Below are 14,097 nucleotides of genomic sequence, written 5' to 3'. Positions count from 1 at the left end.
AAGCAGGGCAGGGGAGTAAAACGCGGCGGGAGAATAACCTTAAGCCCAAGCGGCTTGAGCGAGCGCGGTGGCATGCGGACGCGGAGCAGTGTTTTTGCCAGCAGCAGAGAGAGTGGTGACCAGGCCGTCAATCTCTTGGCGGGTGCGTTTCTCGGTCACTGCCACCAGGAAGCAATCGGCCATTTCAGGATACCAGCGTGCCAGCGGCACACCAGCGAGATAGCCGGCATCGGCTGCTTGTTCGAGCATTTCGGCAACGCGACCTTGCGTATCGCGAACGACGAATTCCTTAAACGTCGGCCGATCAAAGGCCGAGACAAAGCGAGGCTGAGCGGTCAATTGCTGGCGAGCGTAGTGCGTCTTGCGAACGCACAAGTCGGCAACTTCTCGCAAGCCTTGTGGCCCCATTTCAGCAAGGTAGATCGCCGCGCGAAGGGCAAACAAACCTTGATTCGTACAGATGTTGCTCGTGGCCTTTTCGCGGCGGATGTGCTGCTCGCGAGTTTGCATCGTCAGCACCCAACAACGACGTCCGCGACGGTCGACTGTTTGACCAGCGATGCGTCCCGGCATGCGACGTACAAACTGCTCCTTGCAAGCCATGATGCCCAGATAGGGTCCGCCGAAGAGCATGGGTGTGCCGAGGCACTGACCTTCCGCCACGGCAACGTCAGCATCCATATCTGCCGGACGCTTGAGCAGGCCCAAGCTGAGCGGATCGAACGACTGAATCAATAACGCACCAGCGGCGTGAGCAATCTTGGCAATGCCTTGTACGTCTTCCAAGCAGCCAAAGAAGTTCGGGTGCTGCACCACGACGCAGGCCGTTTCGCCGTTCACGGCAGCCGAGATATCGGCGAGCGAGACAGCGCCATTGGGCGCTGGCACAACGACAAGCTCACCGCCAATGCAAGCAAAATAGGTTTCCAGAATCTGACGATATTCCGGATGCATGCTCGCGGGAACAACTACGCGGTTGCGACCCGTCACGCTCATGGCAAGTAGCACCGCTTCGGCAACAGCGCTGCCGCCGTCGTATAAGCTGGCGTTGCTCACGTCCATGCCCGTCAACTGGCAAATGAGCGTTTGATACTCAAACATCACCTGCAAATTGCCCTGGCTCACTTCAGGCTGATAGGGCGTGTAGCTGGTGTAGAACTCACCGCGCGAGGCCAGCGCGTCGACGACAGCCGGCACAAAGTGGTCGTAGCTACCGCCACCGAGGAAACACGCCTTTTGCTGTGCATTTCCGTTCTTGGCAGCGAGCGACGACAGATGCTGCGTCAACTCAAGCTCACCCAGCGCCGACGGAATATCGAGCGGCCGTTGCAGGCGAAACTCATCCGGCACGAATTGGAACAGCTCTTGAACCGTGTTGACGCCGATCGACTGCAGCATGGACCGTTCGTCGTCGGGCGTGTTGTACGTGTAGGGCATTGAGGTATCAGCAGCAAAAAGTAGGAGCGAAGATTCAACCCGCCGGCAACCAACTATTCCGAGGCACACTGCTTTTGATAGGCGGCATGATCCATCAATTTGCTGAGGTCGGCCTCGTCAGCAAGCGCCACCTTGATCATCCAACCTGCAGTGTACGGATCATCACCGAGATTCTCTAACCGTCCGGGAAGCTGATCGTTCACCGCGACAATCTCGCCGCTCACTGGGCTATACAGTGAGCTGACGGCCTTTACCGATTCCACTTCGCCGAATTCTTTGCCGGCGGCCACTTTGGTTCCCACCTTGGGCAGAACCATGTGAACGAGGTCGGTCAATTGTTCGATGGCAAAAGCCGTGATGCCGATCGTGCCGACCTTGCGGCCACCTTCGGTGCTCACAGCAACCCATTCGTGCGTTTCGGCGTACAACAGTTCTTCGGGCTTCATGCGCGACCTCGCTTCTCGGAATGTCTCAGCTGGGGCTGTGAATTAATCGGGGGAATGTCGAAAAAGGAGCACTCTTGCGGATGACGTGTTATTTGGCTCGTGAATAATAAAACGGCAACTTGACGACCTTGGCCGGTTCCATAGAGCCACGAATATCGACTGCCACTTCCGTTCCCAGTTCCGCATATTGGGGCTGAACGTAGGCCATCGCAATCGACTTTTGCAGCGTGGGAGAAAAGGTCCCGCTCGTCACTTCGCCAACCCTTTCGCCACCAACGACGATGGGATAATGCTCGCGTGGGATGCGCCGGCCAGCCAACTCCAAACCGACACGCCGTGGACGATTGGGTTTCGCTTGAATCGCCAGCAAGGCTTCGCGACCAATAAAGTCTCGCCCGGATAAGTTTACCGCGAAGGCAAGATCGGCCGTCAAGGGATCAAGATTCTCGCTGAGTTCGTGGCCATAGAGCGGCATCGCTGCTTCCAGCCGTAACGTATCGCGAGCAGCCAGGCCAACGGCTCGTGCGCCTTGATCTTTGCCTGCCTCTAACACGCGGGTCCAAACATCGACGGCATGTGCAGCCGGCACGATCAACTCGCAGCCATCTTCGCCGGTATATCCTGTGCGGCTGACCAGCCCGCGGTGCCCGCAGATCGAAGTTTCCGCCCCGCTGTAATAGGCAAGCCCGCCCAAGTCGGCTCCGACGAGTGGTTCCAGCAATCGCAGGGCGCCAGGCCCCTGAACGGCGATCATCGCGGTATCGAGCGTTTGATCGACAAGCGTCGCTTCGTCCGAAGCACGCATTTGGCTGCGAAACCAGTTAACGATCTTCTCGCGATTGCTCGCATTCACCACCAAGTGGTGATAGAGATCGCCTTGCGGTTCCCGCAGATGATAAATGAGCACGTCGTCGAGAATGCCGCCGTCTTCTTTACAGACCAGCGAGTAGCGAATCTTGCCTGGGCCAAGACCGATGACCTTGCGAGTCAGCAGGCGATCGAGCAGGGCAGCGCCACCGGGGCCATCCACCCGCAAGCGACCCATGTGCGAGACGTCGAACAGCCCGACTGCAGTGCGGGTCGCCTGATGTTCGTCGATGATCGAGCCGTACTGCACGGGCATCGACCAGCCCGCAAAGTCGACCATTCGACCACCATGCGCAGAATGCCAGGCGTGTAGAGGCGTTTGATTCAGCACACCGCTCATTACTGTTTCCCGGCACAAAATCCCGGCAGCCGCGATGGGGCCGGAATGGGCTCTGGAGAGGCGAATCGTACAGGTTGTCAAGGATCGGACTGCGTAGCGTGCATTGTATCGCAGGGCGCGATTGAAACTAGGGGCAGCGACCCGTGAGATAGCGGGTTGCTCCTCGTAGAATCGCGTCGCTGATTTTGGAGTTTGCCGAGCAGTCTCGAGCGCAACCATCGCGGCCAGCGAGTGCGATAATGTCTCGCGTTCTAGCAGCGTCTACGATATGCTGCCGAGTCGAAACCTCTCTTGCCCGCTGACAGCCCGCCGCCGGTTTCCGAAAGGTCCGCATGTCCAACAGCCCAGAGAGATTGTCCTTCGAGTTGGAAGGGGAGTCGCTGCCTCGCGTCTTGAACCGCTTCGATGCAGTGACCGTGGTCGTCGGCTCCATCATCGGCAGCGGAATCTTCCTCAAGGCGAGTACCGTCGCCACGGAACTCAACAGCTTTTTCCCAATCATGCTGATCTGGGTCGTCGTCGGCCTTGTCACGCTCTGCGGAGCTCTCGCACTGGCCGAACTGGCTGCGATGCTGCCTCATGCGGGAGGCCCCTACGTTTACCTGCGTGAAGCCTACGGTCGTCTGCCTGCCTTCTTATGGGGCTGGACGGAGTTTTGGATCATTCGCACCGGTTCACTCGGCGCGCTCGCCGTGGCCACCGTCATCTACGGCAACAAACTGCTCGAAGCCATCGAAGGGCAGGGGATACTCCCGGGCTTTTTGGCCGAGCATGTGCCGCTGTCTCACAATGCTCAAGGTGTTGCTTCGCTGATCCTGATCCTAATCGTGTCGGCGGTAAACATCATCGGCACTCGCTGGGCCGCGTGGGTACAAAACGTCACTTCGGTCATCAAGGTTGCCTTCCTTTGCTTCCTGATCGTCGCTCCCTTCCTGCTCTTCAAAGCCGAGACCGAGAACCTACAACCTTTCTGGCCGGCGAACTGGGGTACAGCATTCTGGCGCTCGATGGGTGTGGCCATGATCGCTGTCTTTTGGCCCTACGATGGCTGGATCAACATCGGCCCCGTCGCCGAAGAAATCAAAGAGCCCCAGCGCAATGTGCCGTTCGCCCTGACAGTCGGCGTACTGGTTGTGATCACCGTCTACTTAGGTGCGAACGCCAGTTATCACCTCGTGCTGCCGATGAAGAGTGTCGCGAATTCCTCTGCTGTTGCTTCCGATGTGACGCAAACCTTGCTGGGTCCAGCGGGCCTGTGGATCGCCGCCCTCGGCGTCACCTTCTCGACTTTCGGCGCACTCAATAGCAACCTGCTCGCGGGACCGCGCATCTACTTCGCCATGGCTCGCGACGGCCTATTTCCCGCAGCGATTCGCAAAGTACATCCCCGTTTCAAAACACCCGCGAATGCGGTCCTCGCGCAGATGGTTTGGTCACTGGTACTCGTCGTCGGTGCTTACTGGTGGACCGCTCCCAAGACGCTTGACCCCAGTGTTCAAACCACGCCTGCAGTCGTCGCCCCAGAAACCTCTCCGATCACTGCCTGGTTTCAAAAGGCCTTCATCCCCAAAGAAGGCCCCGGCCCCGCTTTCGATGCACTCACCAATTTTGTGATCTTCGGCGGCTCGATCTTCTACGCGATGGCCGTGGGTGCCGTGTTCATCCTGCGTAGAACCAAACCCAACTTGCCACGTCCCTATCGCACTTGGGGCTATCCGTTTACTCCCCTTTTCTACCTGCTTGTGTTTGCCGCGGCGCTTGTCAGCATGCTGCTTGATGCTTTGCCGCAGACAATCGCCGGTTCGGGGCTGATCGTGCTCGGCGCGATTGTTTATTACTTAGTCGCCAAGCCGGAAGCTGAAACCAAGCGGTAAGGAATTTGGCCATGAAGAAAAAGCCGGCAGCGCAGGGGACGACCAAAGTAACCGCTAAAAAGCCCATCGCAGTGAAGAAGTCCGCCAAAGGCGAAGCAAAGCCTGAGTCAGCCGCCGCCATCGTCGCCGAGTTGCGGGCCCTCGGTAGCGAGACCACCAAGCGGACGCTTATGAAACATGGTGCCCGCGAGCCCTTTTTTGGCACCAAGATCCAGGACATGAAGCCGATCCAAAAGCGGATCAAGAAGAACTACCAACTGGCCCTCGATCTGTACGCCACTGGCATTTCCGACGCCATGTACCTGGCCGGCCTCATCGCCGACGAACAGCAAATGACCGCCACCGATTTGGAGAACTGGCTTCAGGGTGCTTATTGGTACATGCTCAGCGAGTACACCGTCCCGTGGGTTGCGTCCGAAGGGCCTCACGGCTGGAAGCTGGCCCTGAAGTGGATCGAAAGCCAAGACGAAAAGACTGCTGCGGCCGGTTGGACCACCCTCAGCAATCTGATTGCCGTGAAGCCCGACGAAGAACTCGACTTCGCTGCCTTGCAGAAGCTTTTGGAACGCGTGCGGAAGACGATTCATCAACAACCCAACCGCGTCCGAGGTTCGATGAACGGCTTCGTCATCGCTAGCGGCGGCTACTCGCAACCGCTAACAAACCAAGCCCAAGCGGCAGCCAAAGCGATCGGCGTGGTCGAAGTCGATATGGGGGACACCTCTTGCCAGGTACCTTTCGCCCCCGACTACATCGCCAAGATGCACGCCCGAGGCACGCTCGGCAAAAAGAAGAAGACCGCCCGTTGTTAAGGTGCCTGACTGTTGCCGGCCTGTCTTCCAATCGACGTAAGTCTTCGCTCCTGGCCAGGCTGCCGGGAAAACTTTGTTGACAAACCGGGGAGGTTTGTGAACGCCCTATGCAGTATCTCTCGGGTTTGGCGCGCCTGAGTGTTCACAAAACCCCAGGGTTTGTGAACACCCACCCATTTCCAAGCGTTGGCACTTACGTCGAATTGACGAACCACTCCCAATTCGCTTCTCATCCTATTCGGTGAAATAACAACCGACTTATTCAGCACTGCACCTCAGCAACCAAGTGTTTTGCTGAGGTGGGTGTGAAAAAAGTCTGAGCGATTTGCTCCCGCCATTCGGAAGTTACAGCCCATTTTCGCTGTGGGATCCAACCAGGATTTCAAAGATCGTGCCGCGCCCGCGCGCAGTAGCCCGCTCTCTGATTAGATGCCCCACGCGTGACTAGTCTGGTCCGGCGAAGGTGAGAATTCCGGCATTTTATGCGAAGTTAGATCGCCGCCACCAGATCGGGCTGGCAAGTTGCCAGCCCGTCAACAATAACTTCCGGTTCTCTTTACTTCCGCGGCACTTTCACCGAGTGCGATTGATCGGCAGGCTTGTTCTCGGTGGGCTTTACGGCCAAGGCTTCCGAGAGATCAATCTGTCGAATCGGAGCATCGGCAGCCACGAGCGTCTTCAGGTAGTCGATCGTTTCGTCGACTACGTCGGCCTGCATCAGCACCAGTTCGCCAGGGCGAACATTGGCGAGGGCCTGTTCGCAGGCAATCTTCCAGCCCGTGATTTCCTGGATCTCTTTGACGCGTGTGCCCCGTTCGAGACCTTCACGGAAGCGAGCGGTAATTTCGCCCGGCTTGCGACCCCGCAGGTAATGATCTTCATAGACCACCACGCGGTCGAAGTGTTCGCCCAGGATCTCGCCCTGGCGCACCAGGTCGATATCGCGCCGGTCACCAGCGGCCGAGTACACAGCCAGCCGTTTCTCGTGCGGGAACTGCTGAATCACGTCCATCAGGGCCAGCAGCGACGATGGGTTGTGACCGTAGTCGACAATCATCGTGGCGCCGTTGTACGAAAACAGATTGAACCGGCCCGGCGACTTACCCACGCTGGCGTGGAACGATTCGAGCCCGGCGCGGATCTGTTCCGCGGGTACTCCCAGCGCCCAGCATGCGGCGGCCGAAGCCAGCACGTTTTCGACTTGGAACGAAACGCGGCCACCGTGGGTGAGCGGAATTCGTTCGAGCGACAGGAGCGAGAATTCCGAGAGTCCATCGGCCAGCACGACGCTGTTGTCACGAACAAACACCACGCGGCCATTGCCATCGCGCCAGTTGCTCAGCACGGCATTTTTCTCATCCAGGGCAAAGAAGACCACGCCACCTGGGCACTTCTCAGCCATCGCGGCGACGAGTGGGTCGGCAGCATTGAGGACTGCGTAGCCCGTTGGTGCCACCGCGTCGACAATCACCCGTTTAACGCGAGCGAGCTTTTCCAGGTCGTCGATATCCGACAAGCCCAGGTGATCGCCTTCGCCGATGTTGGTCACCACGGCCACGTCGCACTGATCGTAGGCGAGGCCTTCCCGCAGGATGCCACCACGGGCTGTTTCCAGCACGGCAGCTTCCACGGTTGGATTGATCAGCACCGCCCGAGCCGACTTCGGTCCGCTGCAGTCGCCCGTATCGAGTCGGCGCGAACCGATGTAGATGCCGTCGGTGCAAGTCAGACCGACCGTCCGACCGGTGACGCTCAAGATATGAGCAATCAGGCGGGTCGTGGTCGTCTTACCATTCACACCGGTCACGGCGACGATTGGCACGCGGCCATTTTCGCCGGCGGGGAACATCAGGTCGACAATCTTCTCGCCGACAGGCTTTGGCTGGCCACTTGCAGGCTGCAAGTGCATCCGCAGACCCGGACCAGCATTCACTTCGCAGACAATACCACCCTGCTCATTGAGAGGCTGGCGAATGTCCTGGCAAATGATATCGACGCCGGCAATATCGAGGCCGATCACGCGAGCGGCATCGACTGCTTGCTCGGCGACACTTGGATGCACTTCGTCGGTCACATCAATCGCGCTACCACCGGTGCTGAGGTTCGCATTGCGACGAATGAGCACTTCCTGCCCGGCAGCTGGAACCGCATCGGCCGACAAGCCTTGCTCGGAGAGGACAGCGCGAGAGATCGCGTCGATCTTGATGAAGCTCATCACCGTGCCGTGACCATCGCTACGGCGCGGGTCCTTGTTGACTTCTGCGACCAGCTGAGCCACGGTCGAGCGGCCATCCCCAATCACCTTGGGTGGATCGCGACGAGCAGCGGCAACCACCTTGTTGCCGACAATCAGCAGGCGGTGATCGGCACCGGGAGCATACTTCTCGACGATGATTTCTTTGCCTTCCTGCCGAGCAGAGTCGAAGGCGGCCATCACCTGTTCACGTGTGGTGAGGTTGGTCGCCACACCGCGACCATGGTTACCAAACTGCGGCTTAACCACGACCGGAGCGTCGATTTCCTGAGCTGCTTCCCAGGCATCTTCGGCATCGGTCACAGGTCGACCTTCTGGCACGGGCACGCCCACACTGGAAAGAAGTGAGCGGGTCAGGTCTTTGTCCTGAGCGATCGATTCGGCGATGGCGCCGGTGCGATCGGTTTCGGCAGCGAGAATTCGACGCTGCTTGTGACCATGACCGAGCACCACCAGGCTGCCCGAGTTCAGACGGCGGTAAGGAATGCCGCGAGCAGTGGCCGCATCAACAATGGCAGCCGTGCTTGGTCCGAGGCACGATTCGTAAGCCAGCTCCTTCAGTCGTTGCACTTCGGCCGCGACATCAAAGGGCTTATCGAGAACCGCGGCCATCACCAGTTCGCGCCCTTTTTCCAGGCACGCCCGGGCGAGCGTTTCTTCGGAGAATTCGATGGCCACCTTATAAACGCCCTCTTCGGACGTTTCGCGAGCGCGACCGAAACCGACTTCGGTGCCGGCCAGCGATTGCAACTCGAGCGTGACGTGCTCAAGGATGTGGGCGAGGTACGTGCCGCGGCGCAGACGTTCAAAAAAGCCGCCGCGCTCACCGACGCTGCAGCGGTGTTCGATCATCGTGGGCAACCATGAGGTCAACCGTTCGTTGAATCCTGGCATCATCTCCGAAGAAGTGTCTTTCCACTCCCCCAGATCGACCCAAGCCTCCAGAACAGGAAAATTGGCCCAGTAGTTAGGTCCACGCAGCGCGAGAACTTTACGGAATTGCATGGCTGTGATTCAAGCCTATCGATAAAAGCGTTAGTAAGTTGGGGAGAGGTTGTACGGTTGGCTCAAGCGGCATGCAGCGAGTTTCGGCTCAGCAGGTGTGCACGGCGAGAGCGTTGATTGATTGAAAGTGAGTGATTACATAGAAGTGACTACTTTGGGCGGTAAGCGGCAGGACTTCGGAGGAGAATGAGACTTCCTGCCAGTGCAACTCTGATGCGCCCGCGATCAGAAATATGGTTGCCGCAGCGAAAAAGGACCTAAAAATCTAACACCGCAAACGCCTGGTCCGCTCTGTAGCGAGGGAGCTTCCAGCTCCCGCCTGATAACATCAGGAGCGATTCCTCTGGGTTGGCTACGCATCTGGCAGGTTGCCTGTTCGGTGGAATTCGCCCGATTGTTCGAAATGCGATGACCGCATCTTGAAGTGCTCAATTGACGCGTAACAGCCAACGGAACAGGCACGGCGAACGTCATCCTCTCAACCGGAAGAACTGGACCTAAGCTATATCGACAGGTTGGGCGCAGGGTTATAGCCCGCTCGAATCTTTGCTGCAGGTTCGACAGGAGCAAGGCGTACCCTGGCACCGTGTTGCAGGGCAACACTGTGGGAACAGGCGATATGGCGCGGCGATGCATCAAATAAGTCGATTGATTTCGGCGCTGACTATGGCACTCAACCACGCACGAGTGCAGCTACTTTCAGCACCTATCAAACGCTCCGCATCGAAGAAGAAATCCTGATGCGCCGCAATGTCCCGCAGAATCGATTTGAGCCCAGGCTAAACACCCCAGATCACCCAAACATTCGCCAGACACCCGCGACGCCCTTGGCGACGTCCCTCGCCATCCGCACCAGACTTCTCTTCTTCCCCGGTTTAACACCGGCAATTGTGACGATTATTATGCTCGTTGATAAGGATTCGGCTAGCTGAATCGGGGCAGGATTCCTAAGATTTAGCTAACCAATTCAAACGCGCATTCCATCGTCGAATAAGCTCTCTGAAGTAAGATATGGAGAGCACGTTGCGCCTCGTTACCGCGTAACCGAAGATTTTCTGCGAAGTTTATCGTTTCCCGCCTGAGTTGCTCTTCTCGCCGGCCTGTGATCGAACCTCTACCTCCCTCGACAACGTCCACCGCCATTCCGCCCGAATGGGGGCCCAAACTCAGTGCTGCGCTCCTTTCAGGCGAAACACTGATCTGTTGGCTGGAAGTCGATCTCGACGCTAAGTTGCACTACGGTAAGACTTTACTGGCTTTCACCGAACGCCGATTCCTGGCGATTCCCGCTGCGGCCGTGGATGCAGATCCGCTGGCTTGGTACCGGGACGAACTGCAATCCATCAGTTGCCGCGACCAGTTCGGCCTGGGGATGCTTGATCTGACAAGTTCCACGGCCCGCTTGGGAATTTGGCGATTCACGTCGCGCCACACGACCGCCGCACATCGCTTCGCCCAGCGGGTTGCCGCAGCTTTGCGCAACGAAAACCTGGCAGACAAAGACACGGTGACGGTTTGCCCGTCATGTGGAACGACGCTCGGTCCCGAAGATGTGACCTGCGTGAACTGTGCACCAATGGCACAGCTGCCTCCATCGAAGTCGCTGCTCCGCTTATTACCATTTGCTCGGCGGCGGGGAGGGATGCTGGCCGCGGGCCTGGTTTTGACGATCGCCGCCACGGCCGCGACGCTGATTCCTCCGTACCTGACGATGCCGCTGGTTGACGATGTGCTAACGCCCTACGCCCGGGGCGAAAAGCCAGAGCAAAGCCTGGTGGTTTGGTATCTCTCCGGCTTGCTGATTGCCGCACTCCTCGCGTGGTTGCTAGGCTGGGCCAAAACCTGGATCGTCGCCCGCCTCAGTTCCCGCATTGCTGCGGATCTTCGCAATGCGATGTACTCGCATCTGCAAAAGTTGTCGCTCGAGTTCTTCGGCGGCAAGCGTACCGGCGATCTGATCTCGCGCGTCGGCAGCGACACCGACAAGATCTGCACGTTTCTTTCGATCTATCTGCTCGAGTTCGCCAGCGACTTGCTGATGATCATTGGCACCTCGATCATTTTGTTCTCGACCGATGTCAAGCTGGCACTGGTCACGCTTGTGCCGTTTCCGATCATCGCCTACTTGATTCAAAAAGTCCGCAAGCAGATGCGGCATGGTTTCAACCAAGAAAACCGCACCTGGTCGAACATGATCAGCGTCCTCTCGGACACCATTCCCGGCATTCGCGTCGTCAAGGCTTTCGCCCAGGAACAACGCGAGGTTGAGCGGTTTCGCACAGCCAACGATCACGTCTTGGAATCGAATGACCGCGTGAATCGCGTTTGGGCCTTTTTTGGGCCCGTTGTCAGCCTGCTGACCGACGCGGGCATTCTCGTGGTCTGGGCTTTTGGCGTTTATCAAATCTCGCAGGGCCAGTTGAGAACGGGCGTGCTCATCGGCTTCCTCGCCTATATCGGCCGCTTCTATACCCGCCTCGATGCCATGAGCCGGATGTTCTCGAATTCGCAGCGAGCGGCGGCAGCATCGCACCGTATCTTCGAAATCCTTGATCGCATCCCCAGCGTCGCCGAGCCGGTAAAGCCAATCTCGCCCGGCCGCGTCGAAGGCAAAATCGAGATCCGTGATATTCGCTTCTCTTACGGTAGTCGCCAGGTAATTAACGACGTTAACTTGTCGATCGAACCGGGCGAAATGATCGGCCTCGTCGGCGCGAGCGGCGCGGGTAAGAGTACGCTCGTCAATCTAGTCTGTCGCTTCTACGACGTAGCCTCGGGAGCGATCCTGGTCGATGGCGTCGATATTCGGTCATTCCCCGTTGAGGAATACCGCCGCAACATCGGCATCGTGCTGCAAGAACCGTTTTTGTTCTTTGGCTCGATTGCCGAGAACATCGCTTATGCCAAGCCGGAAGCCACCCGAGCGCAGATCATTGCCGCCGCGAAAGCCGCTAAGGCTCACGACTTTATCCTGCGTTTGCCCGATGGCTACGACTCGATTGTCGGCGAGCGCGGGCAGTCGCTCTCGGGCGGTGAACGTCAGCGCATCTCGATTGCGCGCGCGTTGTTGACCGATCCTCGGATTTTGATCTTGGACGAGGCAACTTCTTCGGTTGATACCGAAACCGAACGCGAAATCCAGGAAGCACTCGACGTGCTTACCAAGGGACGCACGACGATTGCCATCGCCCACCGCCTGAGCACACTGCGCAACGCCAGCCGCATCGTGGTCATGGAACAAGGTCGCGTGATGGAAGTGGGCGGTCACGGCGAATTGCTCGACCGCAATGGTGCTTACGCCAAACTGCATCAAGCGCAGTACGAACTGACGCAGGGAGTTGTCTCGCCATGAAAAACGAGCATCAATCCCAGAACCTGTTCAGCCTCAGTCGCGACTCTTTTGGTCAATTAACGTTGATCGATTCCTCGGGTGCGCGGCACGTGGGCATTATTCCGCTCCGCTTGTTTCCCTTCTCGGACCGCGATCATTGGATTTCGCTAGTCGGTCCTGGCAATGTGGAAGTGCTTTTGATCGAAGATTTGCTCACCCTGCCTAAGAGTCTTCGCGAGACGCTAGAAGGCGAACTCGCCGACCGTGAATTTCTGCCGGTCATCGAGCAGGTAACTCACTGCAGCAGCGACACAGAACCCAGTGAATGGCACGTGCAGACCGATCGCGGTCCCACGCGGTTCGTCCTCAAAAGCGAAGAAGACATCCGCAGCCTCGGGCCGGGCAAATTACTAATCGTCGATGCCATCGGCATGCGTTACCTGGTACCTGATTTCCGCAAGCTCGATAGCTACAGCCGGCGGATCATGGAAGAATACGCGTAAGTCCCAATGGTTTCATTGGGACTTCAGGCCGCGAGGCATTACCGGCAGCGTCGGCGTCCGCAGCAGCTGCTTTGATAGACTGTGGCGGTAGGAAGCGTGTCCCCCTGATCGGGAACGATCCAGATATTGCGGAAGGTCACTGGGTTGCCGTGATCTTGCAGGTTGATCGGGAAGTGCTCGGGAGCTTCGACTTTTCCACCACCCGTCTTGGCCTTGATATCGCGGTGCCAGTGAATAGGCACGCCATTGTGCAGCACGGTGATATGGGCATTTTGGATCTTCTTTTTGCTGTCTTCGGGCGACCAGCGAGGCTGTGAGAAGTAGATGTCGTAGGTTTGCCAGGTGAGCGGCGGCAGGCACATGTTCAATTCAGGACGTTGCTGCCGATAGAGACCGCCACATTCGTTTTCGATCCCTTCGAGGCCGAAGGAATCGAGAATCTGCACTTCGTACCGCTGCTGGATGTAGACGCCACTGTTGCCGCGGGCCTGCCCCTTGGCATAAGGCATAAAGGGTGAGCGAAACTCGATGTGCATGCGAAAATCACCGACGGGCATCTTGGTTAGCGTGCCCGCGAGCAGCAGATTGTCTTTTGTCAGCTTCGCACCTTTCAACTCTTCAGTCGGTTGACCATTGAAGAGCACCACTGCGCCAGGCGGAGGTGCAGCTCCCATGGTGGGACTGATGCGCACCGTCTTGCGGAACGAGCCCGCGTTATTGCCATAGGCATCGAAGACGGTGGCATTGCCACTGGTGACGGCAATTTTCACGTCGTCGTTTTCGAGCCACAGAATCTTCTGTTCGTTGCTCGTGCCGCTGAGTTTCAGCTTGTTGGTGCGGTCCCAGCCTGCACCGGGTAAGCCACCGCGGAACAAGACCGCATCGAATTTGCCGTCGCCATTCGAGATCACTTGCAGGCCGCTGTTCACATAGCCCCAAGCGGGCGTGCGAATAGTACCAACCAGTTCACCTTGCAAGGCATAGTCGAGACCGGCTTCAGTCACATCCAGGAAGGTCTTCTTGGCTTTGTCCTTTGGCGAATCAGCGGCGGAAGCCACCGCGACCAATGCGCACAGGCCGATCGAGATGATCGCCGCGAAGTTTCGTTTCGTCGCCATCCGCCCCATAGCAGCTAACTCCCGATTCAGTGTTGTCATTCAAGGTTGATCTAGATGCTTTCCGCTACCAACTCTGCTTGCCGATCGGCCTTGATCGCGTTCTGCAAATG

Annotated in this window: 9 protein-coding genes; 4 read left to right on the top strand and 5 right to left on the bottom strand. The window is 58.0% G+C overall.

Translation table 11 applies throughout. The features are described 5' to 3' along the window. Nucleotides 1-39 precede the first annotated feature (39 nt). The 3 genes from gcvPA to gcvT all read right to left on the bottom strand — a co-directional run bounded on the left by gcvPA (nucleotide 40) and on the right by gcvT (nucleotide 3,090). Complete coding sequence (gcvPA, locus tag NA78x_RS12920; protein WP_425618869.1) at nucleotides 40-1,437, bottom strand: aminomethyl-transferring glycine dehydrogenase subunit GcvPA; 1,398 nt, start codon at nucleotides 1,435-1,437, stop codon at nucleotides 40-42. A 53-nt stretch (nucleotides 1,438-1,490) separates the two neighbouring features. After that, nucleotides 1,491-1,883: a glycine cleavage system protein GcvH gene (gcvH, locus tag NA78x_RS12915; protein WP_425618868.1), complete on the bottom strand. Its 393-nt coding sequence runs from the start codon at nucleotides 1,881-1,883 to the stop codon at nucleotides 1,491-1,493. A gap of 88 nt (nucleotides 1,884-1,971) precedes the next feature. Continuing rightward, a complete protein-coding gene (gcvT, locus tag NA78x_RS12910) occupies nucleotides 1,972-3,090 on the bottom strand; it encodes a glycine cleavage system aminomethyltransferase GcvT (RefSeq protein WP_425618867.1) in 1,119 nt (372 codons plus the stop codon). Between the two features lie 332 nt (nucleotides 3,091-3,422). Here gcvT and NA78x_RS12905 point away from each other — a divergent pair, with 332 nt between their 5' ends. Further along, complete coding sequence (locus NA78x_RS12905) at nucleotides 3,423-4,964, top strand: APC family permease (RefSeq protein ID WP_425618866.1); 1,542 nt, start codon at nucleotides 3,423-3,425, stop codon at nucleotides 4,962-4,964. Nucleotides 4,965-4,975: 11 nt separating this feature from the next. Then, on the top strand, nucleotides 4,976-5,776 hold the full coding sequence (locus NA78x_RS12900; protein ID WP_425618865.1) for a DNA alkylation repair protein: 801 nt from the start codon (nucleotides 4,976-4,978) through the stop codon (nucleotides 5,774-5,776). Nucleotides 5,777-6,332: 556 nt separating this feature from the next. On the opposite strand, the gene cphA is transcribed toward NA78x_RS12900, so the two are convergent. After that, nucleotides 6,333-9,035 carry a cyanophycin synthetase gene (gene cphA / locus NA78x_RS12895; protein WP_425618864.1) on the bottom strand — a complete coding sequence of 901 codons (2,703 nt, stop codon included), beginning with the start codon at nucleotides 9,033-9,035 and terminating at the stop codon, nucleotides 6,333-6,335. Between the two features lie 1,102 nt (nucleotides 9,036-10,137). On the opposite strand from cphA, the gene NA78x_RS12890 reads away from it, so the two are divergent. Then, nucleotides 10,138-12,387 carry an ABC transporter ATP-binding protein gene (locus tag NA78x_RS12890; RefSeq protein ID WP_425618863.1) on the top strand — a complete coding sequence of 750 codons (2,250 nt, stop codon included), beginning with the start codon at nucleotides 10,138-10,140 and terminating at the stop codon, nucleotides 12,385-12,387. Beyond that, nucleotides 12,384-12,869, top strand: coding sequence for a DUF1854 domain-containing protein (locus tag NA78x_RS12885; RefSeq protein ID WP_425618862.1), 486 nt, complete (start codon nucleotides 12,384-12,386; stop codon nucleotides 12,867-12,869). The genes NA78x_RS12890 and NA78x_RS12885 overlap by 4 nt, the downstream gene beginning before the upstream one ends. A 38-nt stretch (nucleotides 12,870-12,907) precedes the next feature. On the opposite strand, the gene NA78x_RS12880 is transcribed toward NA78x_RS12885, so the two are convergent. Continuing rightward, nucleotides 12,908-14,026 carry a 3-keto-disaccharide hydrolase gene (locus NA78x_RS12880; protein ID WP_425618861.1) on the bottom strand — a complete coding sequence of 373 codons (1,119 nt, stop codon included), beginning with the start codon at nucleotides 14,024-14,026 and terminating at the stop codon, nucleotides 12,908-12,910. Between the last annotated feature and the right edge of the window lie 71 nt (nucleotides 14,027-14,097).

This window comes from Anatilimnocola aquadivae (genome assembly GCF_049819085.1).
In the GTDB taxonomy this organism is placed as follows: domain Bacteria; phylum Planctomycetota; class Planctomycetia; order Pirellulales; family Pirellulaceae; genus Anatilimnocola.
The sequence above is the reverse complement of the archived record's forward strand: the minus strand, read 5'-3'. Positions and strand labels throughout refer to the sequence as shown.